Origin of the sequence: Rhodovulum kholense (genome assembly GCF_003053725.1) — a bacterium.
GTDB lineage: Bacteria > Pseudomonadota > Alphaproteobacteria > Rhodobacterales > Rhodobacteraceae > Rhodovulum > Rhodovulum kholense.
In genome coordinates this window covers 14060-35802 of sequence record NZ_QAYC01000003.1, presented here as the reverse complement: position 1 = coordinate 35802, position 21743 = coordinate 14060, and the positions used below count along the sequence as shown (strand labels likewise).

Annotated in this window: 20 protein-coding genes; 17 read left to right on the top strand and 3 right to left on the bottom strand. The window is 67.1% G+C overall.

Going from position 1 to position 21743, the window contains the following annotated elements; all coding sequences use genetic code 11:
* The first annotated feature begins 96 nt into the window (after positions 1–96).
* From dprA to C8N38_RS04880, 5 genes are all read left to right on the top strand, one after another.
* Entirely contained in the window at positions 97–1263 is a 1167-nt protein-coding gene (gene dprA / locus C8N38_RS04900) for a DNA-processing protein DprA (RefSeq protein ID WP_245895545.1), read from the top strand.
* A 152-nt stretch (positions 1264–1415) separates the two neighbouring features.
* Positions 1416–4040, top strand: a complete 2625-nt coding sequence (gene topA, locus C8N38_RS04895; protein WP_108024532.1) for a type I DNA topoisomerase — start codon at positions 1416–1418, stop codon at positions 4038–4040.
* Between the two features lie 138 nt (positions 4041–4178).
* On the top strand, positions 4179–4736 hold the full coding sequence (locus C8N38_RS04890; RefSeq protein ID WP_108024531.1) for a L,D-transpeptidase: 558 nt from the start codon (positions 4179–4181) through the stop codon (positions 4734–4736).
* An 88-nt stretch (positions 4737–4824) separates the two neighbouring features.
* Complete coding sequence (locus C8N38_RS04885; RefSeq protein WP_108024529.1) at positions 4825–5520, top strand: CoA transferase subunit A; 696 nt, start codon at positions 4825–4827, stop codon at positions 5518–5520.
* A gap of 14 nt (positions 5521–5534) precedes the next feature.
* Positions 5535–6164 carry a 3-oxoacid CoA-transferase subunit B gene (locus C8N38_RS04880; RefSeq protein WP_108024527.1) on the top strand — a complete coding sequence of 210 codons (630 nt, stop codon included), beginning with the start codon at positions 5535–5537 and terminating at the stop codon, positions 6162–6164.
* A 144-nt stretch (positions 6165–6308) separates the two neighbouring features.
* Here the strand turns inward: C8N38_RS04880 and C8N38_RS04875 are convergent, their stop codons facing one another.
* The gene (locus C8N38_RS04875) at positions 6309–6692 is read right to left on the bottom strand and encodes a hypothetical protein (RefSeq protein WP_108024525.1); all 384 of its coding nucleotides are present in this window, start codon (positions 6690–6692) and stop codon (positions 6309–6311) included.
* Between the two features lie 241 nt (positions 6693–6933).
* On the opposite strand from C8N38_RS04875, the gene C8N38_RS04870 reads away from it, so the two are divergent.
* Genes C8N38_RS04870 through C8N38_RS04860 form a run of 3 tightly spaced genes read left to right on the top strand, consistent with a single transcriptional unit; the run spans position 6934 to position 9966 of the window.
* Positions 6934–7938 carry a lysylphosphatidylglycerol synthase transmembrane domain-containing protein gene (locus C8N38_RS04870; RefSeq protein ID WP_108024523.1) on the top strand — a complete coding sequence of 335 codons (1005 nt, stop codon included), beginning with the start codon at positions 6934–6936 and terminating at the stop codon, positions 7936–7938.
* On the top strand, positions 7919–9229 hold the full coding sequence (locus C8N38_RS04865; protein ID WP_108024521.1) for an FAD-binding protein: 1311 nt from the start codon (positions 7919–7921) through the stop codon (positions 9227–9229). The genes C8N38_RS04870 and C8N38_RS04865 overlap by 20 nt, the downstream gene beginning before the upstream one ends.
* Entirely contained in the window at positions 9229–9966 is a 738-nt protein-coding gene (locus C8N38_RS04860; protein WP_108024519.1) for an SDR family NAD(P)-dependent oxidoreductase, read from the top strand. The genes C8N38_RS04865 and C8N38_RS04860 overlap by 1 nt, the downstream gene beginning before the upstream one ends.
* A 34-nt stretch (positions 9967–10000) precedes the next feature.
* Here C8N38_RS04860 and C8N38_RS04855 read toward each other — a convergent pair whose 3' ends face one another.
* Together C8N38_RS04855 and C8N38_RS04850 are read right to left on the bottom strand one after the other, a co-directional pair.
* The gene (locus C8N38_RS04855; RefSeq protein ID WP_108024517.1) at positions 10001–11437 is read right to left on the bottom strand and encodes a UbiA family prenyltransferase; all 1437 of its coding nucleotides are present in this window, start codon (positions 11435–11437) and stop codon (positions 10001–10003) included.
* Position 11438: 1 nt separating this feature from the next.
* Positions 11439–12305: a lytic transglycosylase domain-containing protein gene (locus C8N38_RS04850; protein WP_108024515.1), complete on the bottom strand. Its 867-nt coding sequence runs from the start codon at positions 12303–12305 to the stop codon at positions 11439–11441.
* Between the two features lie 296 nt (positions 12306–12601).
* Here C8N38_RS04850 and C8N38_RS04845 point away from each other — a divergent pair, with 296 nt between their 5' ends.
* From C8N38_RS04845 to C8N38_RS04805, 9 genes are all read left to right on the top strand, one after another.
* Positions 12602–12838: a Flp family type IVb pilin gene (locus C8N38_RS04845; protein ID WP_108024513.1), complete on the top strand. Its 237-nt coding sequence runs from the start codon at positions 12602–12604 to the stop codon at positions 12836–12838.
* A gap of 261 nt (positions 12839–13099) precedes the next feature.
* On the top strand, positions 13100–13936 hold the full coding sequence (gene cpaB, locus C8N38_RS04840) for a Flp pilus assembly protein CpaB (protein WP_108024511.1): 837 nt from the start codon (positions 13100–13102) through the stop codon (positions 13934–13936).
* Between the two features lie 268 nt (positions 13937–14204).
* Positions 14205–15635 carry a type II and III secretion system protein family protein gene (locus tag C8N38_RS04835; RefSeq protein ID WP_108024509.1) on the top strand — a complete coding sequence of 477 codons (1431 nt, stop codon included), beginning with the start codon at positions 14205–14207 and terminating at the stop codon, positions 15633–15635.
* A gap of 4 nt (positions 15636–15639) precedes the next feature.
* Positions 15640–16290 carry an OmpA family protein gene (locus C8N38_RS04830; protein WP_108024507.1) on the top strand — a complete coding sequence of 217 codons (651 nt, stop codon included), beginning with the start codon at positions 15640–15642 and terminating at the stop codon, positions 16288–16290.
* Between the two features lie 216 nt (positions 16291–16506).
* Positions 16507–17760 carry a CpaE/TadZ family protein gene (locus tag C8N38_RS04825; RefSeq protein WP_108024505.1) on the top strand — a complete coding sequence of 418 codons (1254 nt, stop codon included), beginning with the start codon at positions 16507–16509 and terminating at the stop codon, positions 17758–17760.
* An 11-nt stretch (positions 17761–17771) separates the two neighbouring features.
* The gene (locus tag C8N38_RS04820; protein ID WP_108024503.1) at positions 17772–19193 is read left to right on the top strand and encodes a TadA family conjugal transfer-associated ATPase; all 1422 of its coding nucleotides are present in this window, start codon (positions 17772–17774) and stop codon (positions 19191–19193) included.
* A 3-nt stretch (positions 19194–19196) separates the two neighbouring features.
* Positions 19197–20165, top strand: a complete 969-nt coding sequence (locus tag C8N38_RS04815; RefSeq protein WP_108024501.1) for a type II secretion system F family protein — start codon at positions 19197–19199, stop codon at positions 20163–20165.
* Positions 20166–20175: 10 nt separating this feature from the next.
* Positions 20176–21165 (top strand): type II secretion system F family protein, encoded by a 990-nt coding sequence (locus tag C8N38_RS04810; protein ID WP_108024499.1) that lies wholly within the window; start codon positions 20176–20178, stop codon positions 21163–21165.
* Entirely contained in the window at positions 21128–21733 is a 606-nt protein-coding gene (locus tag C8N38_RS04805; RefSeq protein WP_108024497.1) for a tetratricopeptide repeat protein, read from the top strand. Before C8N38_RS04810 ends, C8N38_RS04805 begins: the two co-directional genes overlap by 38 nt.
* The last annotated feature ends 10 nt before the right edge of the window (positions 21734–21743 follow it).

Here is a 21743-nt window from a genome sequence, read left to right as displayed (position 1 = left end):
CGCGTAAAAGGTGAAATTCTCGATTCCGTTCACCTTGTATTAACCCATTCCGATGCACATTGGCCTCACGGATGAGCGGAGCTGCGAAACGTGGAGATTGTTTCTTCCTACCACCCCCTCGCACCACCCACCCGGGAAGACTCCCTGGTTACGTGGCTTCGTCTCATCCGGTCGCGCCGTGTCGGCGCGACCACTTTTTTCAGGCTGATCGACGATCATGGCAGCGCCGCGGCGGCGCTGGAGGCCCTGCCGCGGATCGCCGAGGAAGCGGGCGTCGAGGACTACGCGCCCTGCACCGAAGAGACCGCCCGGGCCGAGATCGCCCGCGCCCGCAAGGCTGGCGCCGTGGCCGTGCTGCATGGCAGCCCCGCCTACCCCCCCGCCCTTCTGGACCTGCCCGACGCGCCGCCCGTGCTCTGGGCGCTGGGTCACACAGAGCTGCTGCACCGGCCGATGGTGGCGCTGGTCGGCGCCCGCAACGCCTCGTCGCTGGGGCTGCGCATGGCCCGACGGCTGGCCGAGGGACTGGCCGGGGCGGGCTATGTCATCGTCTCGGGGCTTGCGCGCGGGATCGACCGCGCCGCCCATATCGCCGCCCTCGAAACCGGCACCATCGCCGTACAGGCCGGCGGGATCGACGTGCCCTACCCGGTCGAGAATACCGGGCTTGCCAATGAAATCGCGCAATTCGGCCTGCGGCTGTCCGAACAGCCCCCCGGGCTCGACCCGCAGGCACGGCATTTTCCGCAGCGCAACCGCATCATCTCGGGCCTCGCCCGCGCCGTCGTCGTGGTCGAGGCCGCGTCGCGCTCGGGCAGCCTGATCACCGCCCGATCCGCGCTCGATCAGGGCCGCGACGTGCTGGCGGTCCCGGGCCACCCGTTCGATGCCCGCGCCTCGGGCTGCAACATGCTGATCCGGGACGGCGCCGTGCTGGTGCGCCATCCCGACGATGTGCTCGAGGCACTTGGCCCCGCCCCTTCCCTGACCGAGGCACGGCAGCCCGAGGCCCCCGCGCCGCAGGCGAGGCCACGGGTGACCGAGGTGCCCGAAACTCCCGCCGCCCACTCTCGCGTGCCCGCCGACCCGGCCGTGCTGCATGCCCGCATCCTCGACCGGCTTGGCCCCTCGCCGCTGGCCGAAGACCAGCTGATCCGCGATCTGGGCCTTCCCGCGGGCGCCGTGACCCCCGAACTGGTCACGCTGGAACTTGACGGCCGGATCGCCCGCGCGCCCGGCGGGCTTCTGTCCCGCACCCGCTGAGCGCCCCTTCGCAGCCCCGACCGGATCTGACGCAGCGGCGCCTCAACCCAAGGGCGAATCCCGCCCGTCATCCAGCCGTGCATTGACATTCGCGGCCTCCCCCCCACATCTTGCGCCGCCAAGGCACCCGCCCCCCGAGTCGAGAGAAATCCATGCCCGTCGTCGTCGTCGAGTCCCCGGCCAAAGCCAAGACAATCAACAAATATCTGGGCTCCGACTACACGGTTCTCGCGTCCTATGGCCATGTCCGCGACCTGCCGCCCAAGGACGGATCGGTCGATCCCGAGCACGGATTCGAGATGACCTGGGAGGTCGCCTCGGACAGCAAGAAGCACGTGAAGGCCATCGCCGACGCGCTGAAGGAAGACAATGCGCTGATCCTCGCCACCGACCCCGATCGCGAGGGCGAGGCGATTTCCTGGCACCTTGAGGAAACCCTGCGCGCCCGCCGGGCGATCAAGAAGGACACGCCGGTCAGCCGCGTCGTCTTCAACGCCATCACCAAATCGGCGGTGACCGAGGCGATGAAGAACCCGCGCACCGTCGACGAGCCGCTGGTCCATGCCTATCTGGCGCGCCGCGCGCTGGATTATCTTGTGGGCTTCAACCTGTCGCCAGTCCTGTGGCGCAAGCTTCCGGGCGCGAAATCGGCGGGTCGGGTCCAGTCGGTCTGCCTGCGGCTGATCGTCGAGCGCGAGATGGAGATCGAAGCCTTCCGCGCCCGCGAATACTGGACGGTCACGGCGGTGCTGGAAACGCCCCGCGGCCAAAGCTACGAGGCGCGGCTGGTCACGCTGGGCGGCCAGAAGCTCGACAAGTTCGACCTTGCCACCGCGACCGATGCCGAACTGGCGGTCAAGGCCATCGAAAGCCGCGACTTCACCGTCGCCTCGGTCGAGGCCAAGCCCGCGACCCGCAATCCCGCGCCGCCCTTCATGACCTCGACGCTGCAGCAGGAAGCCAGCCGCAAGTTCGGCTTTGGCGCGCGCCAGACGATGCAGGCGGCGCAGCGGCTTTATGAGGCGGGCATCATCACCTACATGCGGACCGACGGGATCGACATGGCGCCCGAGGCGGTGATGGCCGCGCGCGACGCGATCAAGGACCGCTACGGCGCGGACTACGTGCCGAAATCGCCGCGGATGTACAAGAACAAGGCCAAGAACGCGCAGGAAGCGCATGAATGCATCCGGCCGACCGAGATGACCCGCGATCCGTCCAAGCTGAAGGTGACGGATGACGATCAGCGCAAGCTGTACGATCTGATCTGGAAGCGCACCATCGCCAGCCAGATGGAAGCCGCACGGCTGGAACGCACCACCGTCGAGGTGGAAAGCGCCGACCATCAGGTCGCGCTGCGTGCCACCGGCCAGGTGGTGATGTTCGACGGATTCCTCAAGGTCTATGAAGAGGGCCGCGACGACGTCGAGGATGGCGACGACAAGCGCCTGCCGCAGATCACGCAGGGCGAGCCCGCGCGCAAGGACAAGATCACGCCCGAACAGCACTTCACCCAGCCGCCGCCGCGCTACACCGAGGCGACGCTGGTCAAGCGGATGGAAGAGCTCGGCATCGGCCGGCCCTCGACCTATGCCTCGATCGTGACCACGATCCAGGATCGCGGCTATGTGCTGAAGGACAAGAACCGGCTGATCCCCGAGGACAAGGGGCGGCTGGTGACGGCCTTCCTGTCGAATTATTTCAGCCGCTATGTGGGTTACGAATTCACCGCCAATCTGGAGGATGAACTCGACGACGTCTCGGCCGGCGCGCGCGACTATCACGAGGTGCTGGACCGGTTCTGGAAGGATTTCTCGGCCGCCATCGCCGAAACCGCCGACCTGCGCATCTCCGAGGTTCTGGAAAAGATCGACGAGGTTCTGGCGCCGCATCTTTACCCGCCGCGCGAGGACGGGTCCGACCCGCGCATCTGCCCCAAATGCGGGGCGGGGCGGCTGAACCTCAAGACCGCGCGGTCGGGCGGCGCCTTCATCGGCTGCACGAACTATCCCGACTGCCGCTATACCCGCTCGCTTTCGGCGGTGAATGGCGATGACGGGTCCGAGCTTGACGGCAAGGTTCTGGGCCATGACGGCGAGGACGAGATCAGCCTGCGCATCGGCCGCTTCGGCCCCTATGTGCAGCGCGGCGAGGCCACAGAAGAGGTCCCGAAACCGCCGCGCGCCAGCCTGCCCAAGGGCTGGAAACCCGAAGAGATCGACCTCGACAAGGCGCTGATGCTGTTGAGCCTGCCGCGCGAGATCGGGCCGCATCCCGAGGATGGCGAGACCGTCGAGGCCGGGATCGGGCGCTATGGCCCCTTCGTCAAGCATGGCAAGAAATACGCCAACCTGCCCGATGTCGAGGAAGTCTTCACCATCGGCATGAACCGCGCGGTCGAGGTGCTGGCCCAGAAGAAGACCCGGGGCGGCGGCACGGCCGCGAAGCCGCTGCGCCAGCTGGGCGAACATCCGGAAAAAGGCGGTGCCATCGACGTGATGGCCGGGCGGTACGGGCCTTATGTCAAATGGGAAAAGGTCAACGCGACCCTGCCCAAGGATGTGGAACCGGGCGATGTGACGCTGGAACAGGCGGTCGAGCTGATCGACGCGAAGGCCGCCAAGGGCGGCAAGACCAAGGCCAAGGCGGCCCCCGCCAAGACGGCGAAGGCGCCCAAGGCCGCGGGCAAGACAGCCAAGAAGGCGACCGCCAAGACCGCAAAGGCCAAGACCGCAAAGCCCACTGCGCGCACGAAATCGACCAAGGCGGCGGAATAGCCGCCGACCGTCCACGCGCGCCACCCGCTCTTACGCTACGTCAGCGCGCGATCCGGTGAGCGGAGTTGATTGGCAAGTCCGCGCGCCGCGCCCCAGTTTGCCCGGGATCAGAACCCGGAGCAGGCAAGGGGGCATTCCATGACAGACCGGACATTTTCGCGCCGCGCGGCGCTTGTGACGCTGGGCGCCGGACTGGGGGCGCCCGCGCTTCTGAGGGCCGAGCCCGCGCCGATGGCCCGCCGCAATATCTCGAGCTTTGCGCGGCAGGACTGGCGCGACCATTTCGACCGGCTCGGCAAGGCGGTGATCGTGGCTGATACCAGCTCACGCGCGCTGCATTTCTGGTCCGGAGACGGCACGGACTACCGGATCTACCCGACCTCGGTGCCGATCAGCGAGGACCTGACCAAACGCGGCTATACCGAAGTCGTGCGCAAGAAGGTCGGCCCCGACTGGACCCCGACCCCCTCGATGGTCGAACGCAATCCCGACCTGCGCTACATGCCGCCCGGCCCCGGAAACCCGCTTGGGACGCATGCGATGTATCTGTCCTGGCCCGCCTATCTCATTCACGGCACGCATGACACGCGCAAGATCGGCCGCCCGTCCTCGGATGGCTGCATCGGCCTTTACAACGACATGATCGCCGAGCTTTACGACATCACTCCCATAGGCACCCGGGTCCGGATCATCTGATTGGCACCGTGCCGCGAGAGCGCAGTCGATTGACTCCCCCGTGACCGTTCGTCACAACTTCAGCCAGAGGAGCAGAGGGGAGACTTTCATGCAGAAGATCTACGGCACTGCCGCCGAGGCCCTGGACGGGCTCTTGTTCGACGGCATGCTCATCGCCGCGGGCGGTTTCGGGCTGTGCGGCATACCGGAGCTTCTGATCAAGGCGATCCGCGAGGCAGGCACGAAGGATCTGACCTTCGCCTCGAACAATGCCGGCGTCGACGATTTCGGGATTGGCCTCCTGCTGCAGACCCGCCAGGTCAGGAAGATGATCTCGTCCTATGTGGGCGAGAATGCCGAATTCATGCGGCAATACCTGTCGGGCGAGCTGGAGCTGGAGTTCAACCCGCAGGGCACGCTGGCGGAACGGATGCGGGCGGGCGGCGCCGGGATTCCGGGCTTTTATACCAAGACCGGCGTCGGCACCGTGATCGCCGAGGGCAAGGAACATAAAGACTTCGACGGCGAGACCTATATCCTCGAACGCGGGATCGTGGCGGATCTGTCGATCGTCAAGGCCTGGAAGGCCGACGAGACCGGCAACCTCGTGTTCCGCAAGACCGCCCGCAACTTCAACCCGCCCGCCGCCATGTGCGGCAAGGTCTGCGTCTGCGAGGTCGAGGAAATCGTGCCGGTGGGCAGTCTCGAGCCCGACCAGATCCACCTGCCGGGGATCTACGTGCACCGCCTGATCCAGGGCGACCACGAAAAGCGGATCGAACAGCGCACCACGCGCGCGGCGTAAAGGGGGGAATAGGTATGGCCTGGGACCGCAACCGGATGGCGGCGCGCGCCGCCGAGGAACTCAAGGACGGGATGTATGTCAATCTCGGCATCGGCATTCCGACGCTGGTGGCCAATTACATCCCCGAGGGCGTGAACGTCACGCTGCAATCGGAAAACGGGATGCTGGGGATCGGCCCCTTCCCGATCGAGGGCGAGGAAGACCCCGACCTCATCAATGCCGGCAAGCAGACCATCACCGAACTGCCGCATTCGGCCTATTTCGACAGCGCCACCAGCTTCGGCATGATCCGGGGCGGCAAGATCGCGATGGCGATCCTCGGCGCGATGGAAGTGGCCGAAAACGGCGATCTGGCGAACTGGATGATCCCCGGCAAGCTGGTCAAGGGCATGGGCGGCGCGATGGACCTGGTCGCGGGCGTCGGCCGGGTGGTGGTGGTGATGGACCACACCAACAAGCATGGCGAGTCGAAGGTCCTGAAGGCCTGCACCCTGCCGCTGACCGGGACCGGAGTCGTGAACCGGATCATCACCAATCTCGGCGTGCTCGACGTGGTCGAGGGCGGGCTGCGAATCGTCGAATGTGCGGACGGCGTCACCGAGGACGAAATCCGCGCCGCGACCGAGGCCCGCATCGTCGACTGACCGGTCCTCCTGCCGGACATGAAGAAGGCCGCGCCGGTGTCCCGGTGCGGCCTTTTTGCGGTTCGCCTCTCCGGCACGGGCGGTGCGCTCAGGCACCTTCCGTGCGGACCGGACGGAGCTCGTCAGAGCCCTGCCCTCTGCAGATCAGTCAGCGTTCGCAGCCAGTTCGGCGGCGATTTCGGCAACGCGGGCGTTGGCGATTTTCTCGGCGGCCGGGCCGTTGTCGCGGTAGCCGACGACCGAGGTGTAGCCGTTATCGCTGGCTTTCGCATGGGCGGCCACGATCTGGGCGACGCGCGCATCGGCATAGCCCGAGCTCGACATGCTGACATTGGTCGCCGGCGCGGCCGTGTCGAAGCGCACCCAGCCATTCACGCCGTCTTTCTCGGCGGCGGCTTTCAGCTCGATCAGCTGGTTCAGCGAGTAGGCGCCGGGCTGGACGCTCAGGTCCTGTTCCAGCTGCGACTGGGCGAAGACCGGCGCAGAGAGGGCGACAAGAGCGGCGGCGGTAAGAGCAAGAGTTTTCATCGTTTCGTTCCTTGTGTGCTTGCTATGACGGCTTGTTGCCGTCCGATGAGGCATAAATGGCATGAGCCCTTCCCGATTTCAACGCACAAAAACTTGTGTTTAGCGTGCAAATGGTGCGATGATGCACATGCAAATGTCAGAAATCAGCCAGCCGGGCCGAGGTGTCGGACAATCTTTAGTTTCCGGGAAATCGGGTCGCAGTCTTCCGGCAATCCCGTGCTATCTGCCCGGTGAGATGACCATGACAAAGATTCCCTCCGCCTCGGACGCCGCGCCCACCCCCCGTCGCCTCCGCGATGCCCTGCTGATGGGCGGCCTTCTAAGTCTGGTGCTGGCCAGCCTTGCCGGCCTGGCCGCGGCCACCGGCTGGGACCAGACCATGGGCCAGCTTGCACGGCTCGGCTGGATGCAGGGGGCCGCGCTGCTGGCCCTGTCGCTGGCCAATTACCTGCTGCGGTCGCTGCGCTGGAACCTGTTCGGCCGCCGGGTCGGCCTGCCGCCCGGGCTCTGGCGCGACATCCGCCACTATCTGGGCGGCTTCCTGATGATCGCGACGCCGGGGCGGCTGGGCGAGCTGGTGCGGGTGCGTTGGATCCGGCGCGAGACCGGGCTGTCGCTCGACCGCTCGGCCCCCCTGTTCGTGATGGACCGGGCCGCCGATCTGGTGGCGATGGCACTGATCCTCTGCGCGGCGCTGGCGCTGTCCTCGGGCCATATCGCCGGGGCGATTCCGGTGGCCGCGCTGGCGCTGGCGGCGGCGGCGGTGGCAACCCATGGGCGGCTGATGTCCGCGCTGGTGACCCGCGGCTACCGGATCGTCGGCCGCTGGCCCCGGCTGTTCGGGCGGCTGCGCGGCATGGCGCGGACGCTGGGACAGTTCACCGACGCCCGGGTCCTTGCGGCCTCGATCCTGCTGGGGTCCCTGGGCTGGATGGCCGAGGGCTATGCCTTCCACCTGTTGCTGGTCTGGCTCGGAGCCGATATCGGGCTCTGGAAGGCCGTCGGGATCTTCGTCTTCGCCACGCTGGCGGGCGGGTTGACCGGCGCGCCGGGCGGTCTGGGCGGTGCCGAGGCTGCGATGATTGCGCTTCTTGCGCTCGAGGGACTGCCGCTGGAGACTTCGGTCGCGGCCACGGCGGTGATCCGGGTCACCACGCTGTGGTTTGCGATCGGGATCGGCGCACTGGTCTTTCCGGTGGCGGAACGGATGTCGAAAAGGACGGCTGATGCAGTGGAAGACCGCTGACTACGCGGGATGGGGCCGGGCCCTTCGGGCCAAGGGGCGGATCGCCCGGCCAGAGCGGGTTTCGGCCCTGAAGGACGCGCTGGCCGAAGGCGGCCCCGCGATCGGCAATCGCCGGTCCTATGGCGACGGCGCGCTGAACGACGGCGGCGCCGCGACAGAGATGAAGCGGATGGACCGGCTTCTGGCCTTCGCCCCCGAGACGGGCGTGATCGAGGTCGAGGCTGGCGCCACTATCGGCGCGCTGCTGAAGCTGCTGGCGCCGCAGGGCTGGATGCCCGCGGTGATGCCCGGCACCGGGCTGGCCACCATCGGCGGCTGCATCGCCAATGACGTCCATGGCAAGAACCACCATGGCGCGGGCAGCTTCGGGCAGCATGTGCTGGCGGTCACGCTGATGACGCCCGCAGGCCCGCGCGAGGTGAGCCCGGCCTCCGATCCCGCCCTGTTCCGCGCCACGATGGGCGGTCAGGGCCAGACCGGCGCCATCCTTTCGGCGCGGCTGCAGCTGATGGCCATTCCGGGCCAGCGGATGAAGGTTCTGGAAACCCGGATGCGGGATTTCGACAGCTTCATCGCCGCGCTCGACGCGTCGAAAGCCGAATTCGCGGTGGGCTGGATCGACGCGACGGCGAAACGCAAGCGCCTCGGGCGCGGCATCCTCGAAGAGGGCACGCTGGTCGAGGGCACCCGCCCCGGCCCCGAGCGCAAGCCGAAGCCCGTGCCCTTCGATGCGCCTCAGGCGCTCTTGTCCTGGCCGGTGGTGAAGATCTTCAACCGCTGGTACGGATCGGGCGTGCCCGACAGCGGGCGCAAGCGGACCCGGGCGCTGGACGAGTTCTTCTTCCCGCTCGATGCGCTGAGCGGCTGGAACCGCTTGTACGGCAAGCGCGGGTTCCACCAGTTCCAATGCGTGGTGCCTGCCGACCGGGCGCCCGCGCTGAAGGAAATCCTGAACACCATCGCGCGGGGCGGCGTCGCCTCGCCGCTGGCGGTCCTGAAACGGATGGGGCCGGGCCGCGCCGGGCATCTGTCCTTCCCGATGGACGGCTACACGCTGGCCGTCGACCTGCCTGCCCGCGCCAGAGTGCCAGCGCTTTACGCGCGGCTCGAGGATCAAGTGATTGCCGCAGGCGGGCGGATCTATCTGGCCAAGGACGCCCTGGCGCGGCCCGAAAGCATGGCCGCGATGTATCCCGAACTGGAGGCCTGGCGCGCCGAGGTCGCCAAGGCCGATCCCGCGGGGCGTCTGGCCACCGATCTGGTGCGGCGGCTGAAACTGAGGAGCGCGTGATGGCAGAGACCTGGATCGTTCTCGGGGCCTCGTCCTCGATGGCACGGGCGCTGGTGCGCCGGTTGGCGGCGCGCGGCGACGGGCTGATCCTTGCCGGGCGGGATCTTGGCGATCTCGAACGCGACGCGGCCGATGCGCGCGTGCGGGGCGCGGCCTTCGCCGAAACCATCCGTTTCGACGCGCGCGACCTCGCCTGCGTGGCCTCGATCCTTGCCCGGGCCGGGGCCTGCGAGGGCACGGTCTCGGCCGCGGTCTTCGTGGGCTCGATGCCGCCCCAGGCCGAGATCGACGCCGATCCCGGCCTGATCGAGGGCGTCGTCACCGACAGCTTTACCGGCCCGGCCCGGGTGCTGCAGGGGCTGGCCCCGATCATCGAGGCCCGCGGCGCGGGCACCGTCATCGGCGTGGGCTCGGTCGCGGGCGACCGCGGGCGGATCGGCAACTATGTCTACGGGGCGGCCAAGGCGGCCTTTGCCACTTATCTGTCAGGGCTGCGCAACCGGCTGGGCCGCGCGGGCGGGCATGTGCTGACGGTCAAGCCCGGCTTTACCGATACCGCAATGACCTGGGGGATCGAGGGGATGTTTCTGGTGGCCTCGCCCGACAAGGTGGCCACAGACATCCTGAGCGCGCTGGAAAAACAGCGCAACGTGATCTACACGCCGTTTTTCTGGATGGGGATCATGGGCATCATCCGGCTGATCCCGGAACGGGTATTCAAGAAGCTTTCGGTCTGAGACCGGCGCCGTCCGGCCCCTGCGGCCGGGCGGCTCAGAACCCGAACCAGCGCTGCCAGAGCCCGGCGCTGTAGAACATGAAGGACAGCGCGAAGAAGATCAGCCCCAGCCCCGCCCGGTCGCGGAGCGCAAAGACGATGGGGTCGTAATCCTGCTGTCCGCGATAGCCGAGCCAGACCATCCGGACCAGCCAGACCGCCAGCGGAACGGCCGCCGCCCATAGCAGCCAGCGGGTCTGGTAAAGCGCCTCGGCCTGCGCAGAGAAGCTGTAGGCGACGAAGACCACCAGCGCCCCCACCACGCCGAGCCCCGCCATGTTCAGCAGATCGCCCCGGTCGCCCCGGCCATAGCCCCGGCCGGGCAGGCGCTCGTCGGTCTCGGCCCGGGCCAGTTCGGTCATCCGCTTGACGCAGCCCAGCGTCACGAAGACCGGAAAGACGAAGACCAGCATCAGGAAGGACGCCTCGCCTCCGCTGGCCGCCGCCCCCGCCACCACGCGGATCGTGTAAAGCGCGGCAAGCGTCGCGATATCGACCCAGCGCATCCGCTTGAGCCGCAGCGAATAGGCCAGCGACAGCGCCATATAGAGAAGTACCACCGTCAGGAAGGGCGGCCCGAGCGCCGCGCCGACTCCAAGGGCCACCAGCGCCAGTGCCGCGCCCGCCGCCATGCCCGCGCCGATGGGCACATTGCCGCAGGCAAAGGGGCGGCGGCATTTGGTTTCGTGCAGCCGGTCGGCCTCGAGGTCGAGCAGATCGTTGACGATATAGATGCAGGACGCGGCAGCCGAGAAGGCCAGGATGCCCATAAGCACCAGCACCAGCGTTTCGGGCCGGAAATCATGCGCGGCCAGCGCGGGCAGCAGCAGAAGCACGTTCTTGACCCATTGATGCGGTCGGAGCGCGCGCCCCAGGTCGCGCAGCTTCCAGCCCGCCGGGATCTCTTCGACCGGATGGCCCGCCGCCGACAGTTCGGCCGCCAGCCGGTGCTGCCGCCCCAACAGCAACGCCCGGTCGGCCTCGCGCCAGACGGGACGGTCGGCGGCCCGCGCGCCGGCATAGTCGAAACCGCGACGCCCGAAGCGTTCGACCAGAGCCCGCGCCTTGGCGCCACCCTCGGGCGCGGCTGCCCCTTCTGCGCCGAGGCCCTCTTCACAAAATCCGTAATGGCTGGCCAGGGCGGCGACGAGCCCCGGATCGGCCCCGCCTGCCAGCACCACGGGCCGCCCGGCCTCGCAGGCCTCAAGCGCGCGGGCCGCCATCTCGGGCCGCAGCGGCAATAGGTCGACCCGGGGCGGAGCGATCCGCGCCAGCTCGCGGCAAAGCCCGGCCCGGTCGCGAAGATGCATGGCCGTCGCCCTGAGCGTCTCTAGCGGCGCGCGGCCGAGGCCGTTCCAGAAGCATTCAAGCCCGAGATCGGTCTTCAGAAAGGTCCCGTCGACGTCGAGGACCAGCGGTTTCTGGCGTTGCATCCTATCCCCTGCCCTTGGCCCGGAACACGCAGCCGTCGCTGATCAGCTCGGGCGGGGTCCGGCACAGCCCCCGGGCCACCGCCCAGGCTGCCAGCACCTTCGGCACATAATCGCGCGTTTCCAGATAGGGCGGAACGCCGCCATGGGCGCGCACCGCCCCTTCTCCGGCATTATAGGCGGCCAGAACCAGCACCGGATCGCCGCCGAATTCGCCCATCAGCCAGTCGAGATAGGCAACGCCGCCGCGGATATTGGCGACGGGATCGGCGGCATCGGCCACGCCGAAGCGCCGGGCGGTGGCGGGTATCAGCTGCATCAGCCCCAGCGCCCCCTTCGGGCTGAGCGCCCTGCCGCGCCCGCCGCTTTCGACCCCGATCACCGCCAGCGCCAGCGCGGGCGAGACCCGGGTGCCGACCGTGGCCGACAGGATCGCGCGGCCATGGGCCTCGGCGATGTCCTGCAAAAGCTGCAGCCGGGGCGCGCGCACCGCTTCGCCGGGCGGTGCCTCGCCCAGTGCCTCCAGCGCGGGCGCCAGCCGCCCCGGCCGGCTGTCGCTCAACGCGGGCGACACTCGCGACCAGAACCAGGCCGGCCCCGGCTGCGCCGCGTTGCCGGGGGGCGGTTCGGCCGCAGCGTCGGGCGCGCGCGCCAGCGGAGCGGTCGGCGGGCCCAATGCGGCCGGTACCACGGTCGCGCGCGGCTCGATCTGAACGGTGATGCGTCGTGACGCACCGGGGGCGGGCGGTTTGACCCTTCGGAAGGTGAACTCTGGCCAGGGCGGCGGCTCGGCCCGCACCGGTCCGGGCGCCGCGCCCGCGCTGGCAAGAACCAGCCCGGCCAGAACCAGACCTTCCAGATGACGCCGCATGCTCTGCCCTGCCCGACCTTGCGGTTCTTTGCATTTCCGCTTTGCGGCACGGACCCGACAGGCCCGTCCTGCATACAGAGAGTTTTCAAGGCAATTGTTATTGCATTTTTGATCAATTCCCAAGGTTTCGATGGTCTTTTTCCGCTGGGGCAGAAATTGCCAAGGCCCAGCCCAACTCTTGCCCGATTCCGGTGGCCCTATGACCGGGTCGAAGCGGTTGCGGCCCCATTGCTGGGGGTCCGGCCCTTCACCCAAGGGCATTTGAATTGAGCGAGCATCCTTCTGGAGGGACCCCCATGAAACTCTTCAAACTCTTCAAGACCTTCGCCAAGGACGAGTCCGGCGCCGTCACCGTCGACTGGGTCGTGCTGACCGCCGCCATCGTCGGCCTCGGCATTGCCGTTCTGGGCACGGTTCGCGGCGGCGTGAACAGCCTCGGCGACAACATCGCTTCCTCGCTGTCTTCCGGGACGGTTGCCAGCCTGTCGAACCTCGGCTGGGGCAGCGACGCCACTGACAACACCCCGGACTAAGAGGACCACATAGACGTCTAAGGAGGGTCGCTGCCCACAGAAGCGGCCCTCATTGCTGTCTCTTCGCTAGAGGCCTGCGCTGATGTGGAGGCCGCGCGCTGCTTTAGAACCGGAGAGTGATACCCTCGATCTTTAACTGAATATCCACCGGACGTCGCCAAGATCCCCCGGGGATTGCCGCATTACCGTGGCAAATCAAAAGAACGAAGGAAACTCCGCGGCCAGCGCCGGGGTCGCGGATCGGCGACGAAAGGACATGCCATGCGCCTGATCTTCGGACTGGTCCTTCTGCTGGGGCTCGGTCTGGCAGGGTTCGCGGTCTACATGGCCCAGGGCTATTTCGACCAGACCAAACGCGAACTGGCTGCCGCGCGCGCCGCCCAGGCCCAGCAGGTCGCGCTGGAACCTGTGGTCGTCGCCAGGGAACCGCTGCGCTATGGCCAGCAGATCACGCTGGACAACCTGCGCCCGGTGCTCTGGCCGAAGGACTCGATGCCCGAAGGCGTGTTCCAGACCAAGGAAGAGCTGTTTCCCGAAGGCCAGCCGCAATTCCGTACCGTCCTGCGCGCGATGGAGGCGGGCGAACCGCTCTTGCGGGTCAAGGTCACCGATCCCGGCGCCGATGCCGGTATCACCTCGCGCCTGACCAAGGGCATGCGCGCCTTCGCGATCCGGGTCGATGTCAGCTCCGGCGTTTCGGGCTTCCTGCGGCCGGGCGACCGGGTGGATGTCTACTGGACCGGCGAGAGCCAGTCGAAACAGGTGACCAAGCTGATCGACACCGGCATCCGCCTGATCGCCATCGACCAGATCGCCGACGAGGACACCACCCGGCCGGTGATCGCGCGCACCGTCACGGTCGAGGCTTCGCCGCAACAGGTCGCCTCGCTCGCCCAGGCGCAGTCGAGCGGGCGGTTGTCGCTGTCGCTGGTTGGCGCCAATGACGATGTCGTGGCCGAGGCGGTCGAGGTCGACCAAAAGGCTCTGCTGGGCATCGAGGACGCCCCCGAAGTCGCCCCCGAACAAAAGCGGATCTGCACAATTCGAACCCGCCGCGGGTCGGAAGTGGTCGAGATCGAAATCCCCTGCACGAACTGACCCCATTCGCCAAACCGGCCGCAGACAGAAGTTCCGCCCTTCGGCCGGCATGATAGGAACGGGAGGCCGGGGCCAAGGACAGAGCGGCACTATACAGCCCTTGCGTGCATTTCCGAGGCCAGCCAACAGGGGCGATTGTTGCGAGATACCCACAGGCCGCTTCCTGTGACGGCACGCAATGATTGCAAAAAAAACGGCCTTGCCGCATCCTGACCGCCAAAAGAGGCGAAAGACCCCTCGTGAGGCGTGATCGGAAAGGCAGGGTCACATGAGATTTCGGACCATCCTCGCGGCGGGACTGTTTGGTCTTGCCGCGATTCCGGCCCTGCCGCCGGAGGCCGGAGCGCAGACCCTGCGAACGCTGGAGGGTCAGGCGACCGGCAAGCTCACGGTTCCGATGAACCGCGCGGTGGTGGTCGAAAGCGATCAGGTCTTCGCCGAATTGTCGATTTCGAACCCGCAGATCGCCGATATCTCGACCCTTTCCGACCGCACCATCTATGTGCTGGGCAAGTCGCCCGGACGCACCACGCTGACGCTCCTGGGGCCCGACGGCACGCTGATCACCAATGTCGAGGTCCAGGTGACCCCCGACATGAGCGAACTCAAGGAACGGCTGCGCGAGGTGCTGCCGGGCGAACCCATCGAGGTGCGCGCGGCCAATGACGGGCTGGTTCTTTCGGGCACGGTCAGTTCGAAGACGGTGATCGACCGGGCGCTCGATCTTGCCTCGCGCTATGCGCCGGAACGGATCTCGAACCTGCTGAATGTCGGGGGCACCCAGCAGGTGATGCTGAAGGTCCGGTTCTCGGAAATGAACCGGTCCGTGTCGAAAAGCCTCGGCACCAGCCTCGGGGTCGCGGGCCTGACCAATGGCGGCGACCTGGGCTTTGCGGGCGGCACCAACACCATCACCGAGGGCACCAACCTCGGCGATCTCTTCGACGGCGATCCGTCGACCACGCCGGCCCGGTCGCGCAGCAGCAACGGCGTGTTCTCGATCGGCATCGGCGCTGGCGATCTGCAATTCGCGGTCCTGCTGGAAGCGCTGGAAACCAAGGGCTTCGTCCGCACCCTGGCCGAACCGAACCTGACCGCCCTGTCGGGCCAGGCGGCCAGCTTTCTTGCGGGCGGGGAATATCCGATCCCGGTGGTCGGCGGCGATGGCGACGTCACGGTCGAGTTCAAGCCCTTCGGGATTTCGCTGAACTTCATCCCCAATGTGGTGGGCAACAATATCAACCTCGAGATGAACGCCCAGGTCAGCAGTATCGACCCCTCCGTGACCTTCAACAACAACGGCATCATCATCAGCGGGTTCTCGACCCGCTCGACCTCGACCACGGTCGAGCTGCATGACGGCGAAAGCTTCGCGGTCGCGGGCCTCTTGCAGGACGATTTCGCCAGCCTCAAGGGCCAGGTGCCGTGGCTTGGCGACGTGCCGATCCTGGGCACGCTGTTCCGCAGTTCCGAATACCAGCGCGACCAGAGCGAACTGGTGATCATCGTCACCGCGCATCTGGTCTCGCCCACGCGCGGCGAGACGCTGGCCCTGCCGACCGACCGCGTGGCCCCGCCAAGCGAGCGCGACCTCTTTCTTCACGGCCGGCTGTCGTCGCCGCGCACCCCGCGCTCGGGCGCCGCGGGCGAGGTCGCGCGGCAGGATTTCGGCGGCTCCTACGGCTATGTGATGGAGTAGGCCCATGCGTGCCCGCCTTGCCTTCGTGACCCTGGGCGCCGCACTGGCGCTGACCGCCTGCAGCCCCCGCCAGATCGCCGATTTCAACCGGCCCGCGGGCGATGCGCTGGACGATGGCAGCTTTGGCAATGCCACGATGACCAACCAGATGGTGATGACGTCCGACCGGGCGATGGCCATCGACATGACCCGCCGTTTCGCCGCCGAGGTGCCCAGCACCGTCACCTTCGCCTTCGACAGCGCAGCCCTCGACGCCACGGCACAGGCCGCGCTCGACCGGCAAGCGGCCTGGATCCTGCGCTATCCCTTCGTGGTCTTCCGGGTCTACGGCCATGCCGACAAGGTCGGCAGCGCGCCCTACAACAAGGCGCTCGGGATGCGGCGGGCACAGGCGGCAGTGGCCTATATGGTGGCGCGCGGCGTGCCCCGCGCGCGGCTGCAGGCCGTGGTCTCCTATGGCGAGACCCGCCCGCTGGTCCATACCGAGGGGCCCGAGCGACTGAACCGCCGCACCGTGACCGAGGTCGCGGCCTTCCTGCGCCCGCGCCCGATGACGATCGATGGCAAGTACATGGCGCGCAGCTACCGGGCCTATCTCGACAGCGCGCAGCCCAAGCCCACGCTTCAACCCGCAGACGTCGCCGCGCAGGACTAACCCCCGCACTAACTCCCGCGCGGGGACCAGCCGCGCGTGGGCCGCGGATTGAAGGTTTTTCGAACAATTCAGCACCTCGGGCCGTAATGTTGCCCAAGTTGTTCTTCACGCTTGGACCATGGACCAACGTGCGCGCACGAAGTGAGTCGCGCGCGAACGGGGCAGAAGCGGTCGGCCGCCCGCCCTGCCCGGTCTGCGTGGAAGGATGTGGGAACGATGACGAGCATGCCAGCGTCGATACCCGACCAGGCCCCGATCCGGGCTTGCACGGTGTCGCGGGACATCCAGAATTTCGATCTTCTGATCGAGGACATGGAAGCCGAGCTGGGCGGCGGCTGGGGCGATATTGCCTTCGACGAGGCGCGCGGCTTCTTCGACCAGCCCGAGGCGCAGGACATCGAGTTCATCGCGGTCGCGGTCGACGATGCCGATGAGGCCGACATCGCGGCCATCGGCGAGATCGTCCGCGCCGCCAAGCAGCGCGGGCTGAGCGTGCTGGTCATCGCAGAAGAACTGAGCCCGATCGCGTTGCACCAGCTGATGCGGATGGGGGCCGACGATTTCGTGCCCTACCCGCTGCCCGAGGGGGCGTTGCACGAGGCCATCGTCCGGTTGCGCCAGACCCCGGCCGCGGCCCCCGCGGCGCCTGCTCCCGCAGATCCCGCCGCGCCCAGGCTGTCGCGCTCGAACCGGGACGGCGTGGTGCTGTCGGTGCAGGGTCTGGCAGGCGGGGTCGGCGCCTCGACCTTCGCGGTCAACCTCGCCTGGGAACTGGCGCTTGCGGCGCGCAAGTCGGGCGGCCGGGTCTGCCTGCTGGATCTCGACCTGCAATTCGGCTCGACCGCGACCTATCTGGACCTGCCGCGCAAGGATGCGGTCTTCGAACTCTTGTCCGATATCGGCGCGATGGACGGCGACAGTTTCCTGCAGGCTCTGCAAAGCTACCGAAGCGACCTGCATGTGCTGACCGCGCCCTCCGACATCCTGCCGCTCGACATCATCGGGCCGCCCGAGGTGAACGCGCTGATCGACATGGCACGCTCGCAGTTCGAATTCGTGGTCGTCGACATGCCGAAGACCCTGGTCAACTGGACCGAGACGGTGATCACCCAGTCGCATCTCTATTTCTCGTTGCTGGAACTCGACATGCGCTCGGCCCAGAACGCGCTGCGCGTGATCCGGGTGCTGAAATCCGAAGGGCTCCCGCGCGAACGGGTGCGCTATGCGCTGAACCGGGCGCCGAAATTCACCGACCTGTCGGGTCGCAGCCGGGTCCGCCGACTGGCCGACAGCCTCGATATCGACATCGAGATCCAGCTTCCCGACGGCGGCAAGGCGGTCACCGAGGCGGGCGATCACGGCCTGACCCTGGCCGAGACCGCGGCCAAGTCGCCGCTCCGCCGCGAAATCCAGAAGCTCGCAGCGTCGCTTTACGATCTCGGCACGGCCGCGGCCACCGCGGCACAGTAAAGGGGCTACGAATGTTCTCGCGCTACCGAAAGCCCGAGCCCGGCACCGTCCAGCCCGCCACGCCGCCCGAGCCCCGGCCCGAGGCGCCGCCGCCGCCCGCAGCATCCCTGCCCCCGGCCCTGCCCGCCCAGCCCGCGCCCAGCGAAAAGGACCGCAAGCGCAAGGAACGCCTGGGCGAGCTGAAATCCGAACTGCACAAACAGCTTCTGGAAAGCCTGAACCTCGCCGCGCTGGAACATGCCGAGGAAAAGGAGCTGCGCGCCGAGATCCAGGCCATCGCCTCCGAGGCGCTCGAGGAAATGGGCGTCGTCCTGAACAAGGACGACCGCACCCAGCTCTATCAGGAGCTGTTCGACGAGGTGACCGGGCTTGGCCCGCTGGAGCCGCTTTTGAAGGACGAAAGCGTCAACGACATCCTGGTGAACGGCCCCAAGCAGATCTTCGTCGAACGCGCGGGCAAGCTGCAACTGACCGACATCGCCTTTCGCGACGAAAAGCACCTGCTTCGGATCATCGACAAGATCGTCTCGGCGGTGGGGCGGCGGGTCGATGAATCGAACCCCTATGTCGACGCGCGGCTGGCCGACGGCTCGCGTTTCAACGCGATGGTGCCGCCCATTGCCGTCGATGGCAGCCTGGTCTCGATCCGGAAGTTCAAGAAGGACAAGCTTGGCATCGACGATCTGGTCACGTTCGGCGCCTTCACCGAAGAGATGGCCGCCTATCTGCAGGCGGCGGTCGCGACCCGGCTGAATATCATCGTCTCGGGCGGCACCGGGTCGGGCAAGACCACGACGCTGAACGCGCTGTCGTCCTTCATCGACAATTCCGAACGGATCCTGACCATCGAGGACACCGCCGAGCTGCAGCTGCAGCAGACCCATGTCGGCCGGATGGAAAGCCGCCCCCCCAATGTCGAGGGCAAGGGCGCGGTCAGTCAGCGCGACTGTCTGAAGAACGCGCTTCGGATGCGGCCCGACCGCATCATCGTCGGCGAGACCCGCGGCGACGAGGTGATCGACATGTTGCAGGCGATGAATACCGGCCATGACGGGTCGATGACCACGATCCACGCCAACAATGCCCGCGACGCGGTCAGCCGTCTGGAAAACATGATCGCCATGGCCGGGATCGAAATGCCGCTGAAGGCGGTGCGTGCCCAGATCGCCTCGGCCGTCAACCTGATCGTGCAGGCCAGCCGCCTGCAGGACGGCTCGCGCCGCATGGTCTCGATCACCGAGGTGACCGGGATGGAGGGCGAGGTGATCTCGATGCAGGAAGTGTTCCGCTACGAACGGCTCGGGCTCGATTCCAGCGGCAAGATCATCGGCCGCTTTACCGCGACGGGCGTGCGCAGCGCCTTTTCGGAGCGGTTCCGGCAATGGGGCTACGACCTGCCCGCCAGCATCTTCGAACCGGCCCGGGGGAAATAGCCCATGCAGATCGGCGCGGAACCCCTGATCTACGGATTGATCTTCCTCTCGGTGCTGGCGCTGGTCGAGGGGCTCTATCTGACCGTCTTCGGCAAGTCGATCAGCCTGAACGCCCGGGTCAACCGGCGGCTCGAGATGCTGGAAAAGGGCGTCGACCGCGAAAAGGTCCTGGAACAGCTCCGCAAGGAGATGACCCAGCACATGCGCGCCCGCGGCATCCCGCTTTACTCGATTCTGGCCGAGCGGGCGCAGAAGGCCAATATCGCCTTCACGCCCGTGCAGCTGATCGGGGTCATGGTGGTGCTGTCGGGCGTGGCCTTTCTGGGTCTGACGCTGGGCACCGGGGCCGCGCTTCCGGTGCGCGTGCTGGCCTCGATCGGGATCGGCATCGGCGGGGTCTATATCTGGGTCAACGGCAAGGCCAAGAAGCGGCTCGGCCTGATCGAGGAACAGTTGCCCGACGCGGTCGAACTGATGGTGCGCTCGCTGCGCGTGGGCCATCCCTTCATCTCGGCCATCAACATCGTCGCCCAGGAGGTGCCCGACCCGCTGGGATCGGAATTCGGCGTCATCGCGGACGAGGCCGCCTATGGCCGCGATGTCAGCGAGGCGCTGAAGGATCTGGCCGAACGGGTCGACATGCAGGACCTGCGCTTTCTCGCGGTCGCGGTGACGATCCAGCAGCAATCGGGCGGCAACCTGGCCGAGGTGCTGGCGGGTCTCGCCGCGGTGATCCGCTCGCGCTTCAAGCTCTTCCGCCGCGTCAAGGCGATCACCGCCGAGGCGAAATGGTCGGGCATGTTCCTGTCGGGCTTTCCGATCGCCGCGATCCTGATGATCTCGGTGCTGAAGCCCGACTATTACGACGATGTCAAGGAAACCGCCGCCTTCATCCCGGCCGCCATCGCCGTGGCCGTGTTTCTCGTCGTGAACGTGATCTTCATGCGCATCATGGTCAACATCAAGGTCTGAGGGCAGGGCCATGGATTTCGTCGCTTACGTCACCGGCTGGATCACCGACCGTTTCGGGCCGCTCGGGCCGTTGATCGCGGTGGGCCTGCTGGGCGTGGGGCTGATCGCGCTGTCGCTGCCGGTCTTCCTGACGCGACGCACCGACCCTCTCGACAAGCTCAAGCGTCAGGTCCGCGAGGCCGAATCCGCAACCGTCCGCGACCAGCAGGCGCCCCTGCGCCAGGTGTCGCGCGCCGACAAGCTCGACCGCTTTTCGACTTTCCTCGAACCCCAGGACGAAAAGGAACTCTCGGCCGCACGGCTGAAGCTGTTGCGGGCGGGCTACCGGTCGAAATCGGCGGTGCGGGTGTTCCACTTCGCGCAGTTCACGCTGGGGCTTCTGTTTCTGGCAGGCGGTCTGATCTATTCGGTCCTGCTGAACGCGGGCGGTGAGGTCGACACGACAAAGGTCGTCCTGTCGGTGATCGTGCCGGGCGCCATCGGGTATTACCTGCCGAAATACTGGGTCGAACGCCGGGTGCAGACCCGCCAGGAAGAAATCGTCAACGGCTTTCCCGACAGTCTCGACATGATGCTGGTCTGCGTCGAGGCGGGGCAATCGCTCGACCAGTCAATCCTCCGGGTCGCGCGCGAGATGCGGGCGGGCTTTCCCGACCTGGCCTCGGAATACGAAATCGTCTCGAACGAGATGAAGGCCGGCAAGGACCGGGTGCAGGTACTGCGCGACATGTCCGAACGCTGCGGCGTCACCGACATTTCGTCCTTCGTCACGGTGCTGATCCAGTCGGCGACCTTCGGCACCTCGATCGCCGAGGCGCTGCGGGTCTTCTCGGCGGAAATGCGTGACAAGCGCGTCATGCGCGCCGAGGAAAAGGCGAACAAGTTGCCGACCAAGCTGACTTTGGGCACGATGATGTTCACGGTTCCGCCGTTGCTCATCATCCTGATCGGCCCATCGGTCTATGCGATCTACGACACGCTCAACAACGCCAAGTTCTGACCTTCTGCGCTGTTGCGGGCTGGCGCTCGCCCTGCTCTGCGCGGGCTGCGCCCCCTCGGACCGGCTCTCGCCCGCCTATCGGGGCCTGCCCGCCCCGCCCGGTGCCCCGCATCTTGACGAGGCGGTCGACGGCCTGGTCGTCGGCCACCGCCTGATGGCCGCGGGCGAATACGAACTGGCGCTGAAGGCCTATTACCGCGCCGCGGCAAAGCAGGGGCTGACCGCCGATGTCCTGTCGGCGATCGGGTCGGCCAATCTGAGGCTCGGGCGGCTCGGTCAGGCCGAAACCCAGCTGCGCCGCGCCATTGCCGAGGACGAACGCTTCGTGCCCGCCTGGAACAATCTGGGCGTCGTGCTGATGGAAAAGGGCGAGGCCGGCGAGGCCCGGCGGGTGTTCGAGACCGCTTTCGCGCTCGACAGCGGCGGCTCTGACGACATTCGCCGCAATTTGCGGCTCGCTATCGCTAAAACCGAAAATCCCGATTATGATTCGGCACCGAACGAAGGGAACAACTTCGACCTGGTGCGGCGCGGCGAGGGCAGATACCTGCTTCTGGCCACGCCCTGAGGACAGAGCA

Coding starts and splice junctions, on each gene's coding strand:
- C8N38_RS04805 (WP_108024497.1), top strand. CDS start 21,128: ATGCGATCTACGACACGCTCAACAACGCCAAGTTCTGACCTTCTGCGC.
- C8N38_RS04890 (WP_108024531.1), top strand. CDS start 4,179: ATGACAGACCGGACATTTTCGCGCCGCGCGGCGCTTGTGACGCTGGGC.
- C8N38_RS04860 (WP_108024519.1), top strand. CDS start 9,229: ATGGCAGAGACCTGGATCGTTCTCGGGGCCTCGTCCTCGATGGCACGG.
- C8N38_RS04830 (WP_108024507.1), top strand. CDS start 15,640: ATGCGTGCCCGCCTTGCCTTCGTGACCCTGGGCGCCGCACTGGCGCTG.
- C8N38_RS04850 (WP_108024515.1), bottom strand. CDS start 12,305: ATGCGGCGTCATCTGGAAGGTCTGGTTCTGGCCGGGCTGGTTCTTGCC.
- C8N38_RS04845 (WP_108024513.1), top strand. CDS start 12,602: ATGAAACTCTTCAAACTCTTCAAGACCTTCGCCAAGGACGAGTCCGGC.
- C8N38_RS04825 (WP_108024505.1), top strand. CDS start 16,507: ATGACGAGCATGCCAGCGTCGATACCCGACCAGGCCCCGATCCGGGCT.
- C8N38_RS04880 (WP_108024527.1), top strand. CDS start 5,535: ATGGCCTGGGACCGCAACCGGATGGCGGCGCGCGCCGCCGAGGAACTC.
- C8N38_RS04865 (WP_108024521.1), top strand. CDS start 7,919: ATGCAGTGGAAGACCGCTGACTACGCGGGATGGGGCCGGGCCCTTCGG.
- C8N38_RS04870 (WP_108024523.1), top strand. CDS start 6,934: ATGACAAAGATTCCCTCCGCCTCGGACGCCGCGCCCACCCCCCGTCGC.
- cpaB (WP_108024511.1), top strand. CDS start 13,100: ATGCGCCTGATCTTCGGACTGGTCCTTCTGCTGGGGCTCGGTCTGGCA.
- C8N38_RS04835 (WP_108024509.1), top strand. CDS start 14,205: ATGAGATTTCGGACCATCCTCGCGGCGGGACTGTTTGGTCTTGCCGCG.
- C8N38_RS04820 (WP_108024503.1), top strand. CDS start 17,772: ATGTTCTCGCGCTACCGAAAGCCCGAGCCCGGCACCGTCCAGCCCGCC.
- C8N38_RS04815 (WP_108024501.1), top strand. CDS start 19,197: ATGCAGATCGGCGCGGAACCCCTGATCTACGGATTGATCTTCCTCTCG.
- topA (WP_108024532.1), top strand. CDS start 1,416: ATGCCCGTCGTCGTCGTCGAGTCCCCGGCCAAAGCCAAGACAATCAAC.
- C8N38_RS04875 (WP_108024525.1), bottom strand. CDS start 6,692: ATGAAAACTCTTGCTCTTACCGCCGCCGCTCTTGTCGCCCTCTCTGCG.
- C8N38_RS04810 (WP_108024499.1), top strand. CDS start 20,176: ATGGATTTCGTCGCTTACGTCACCGGCTGGATCACCGACCGTTTCGGG.
- C8N38_RS04855 (WP_108024517.1), bottom strand. CDS start 11,437: ATGCAACGCCAGAAACCGCTGGTCCTCGACGTCGACGGGACCTTTCTG.
- C8N38_RS04885 (WP_108024529.1), top strand. CDS start 4,825: ATGCAGAAGATCTACGGCACTGCCGCCGAGGCCCTGGACGGGCTCTTG.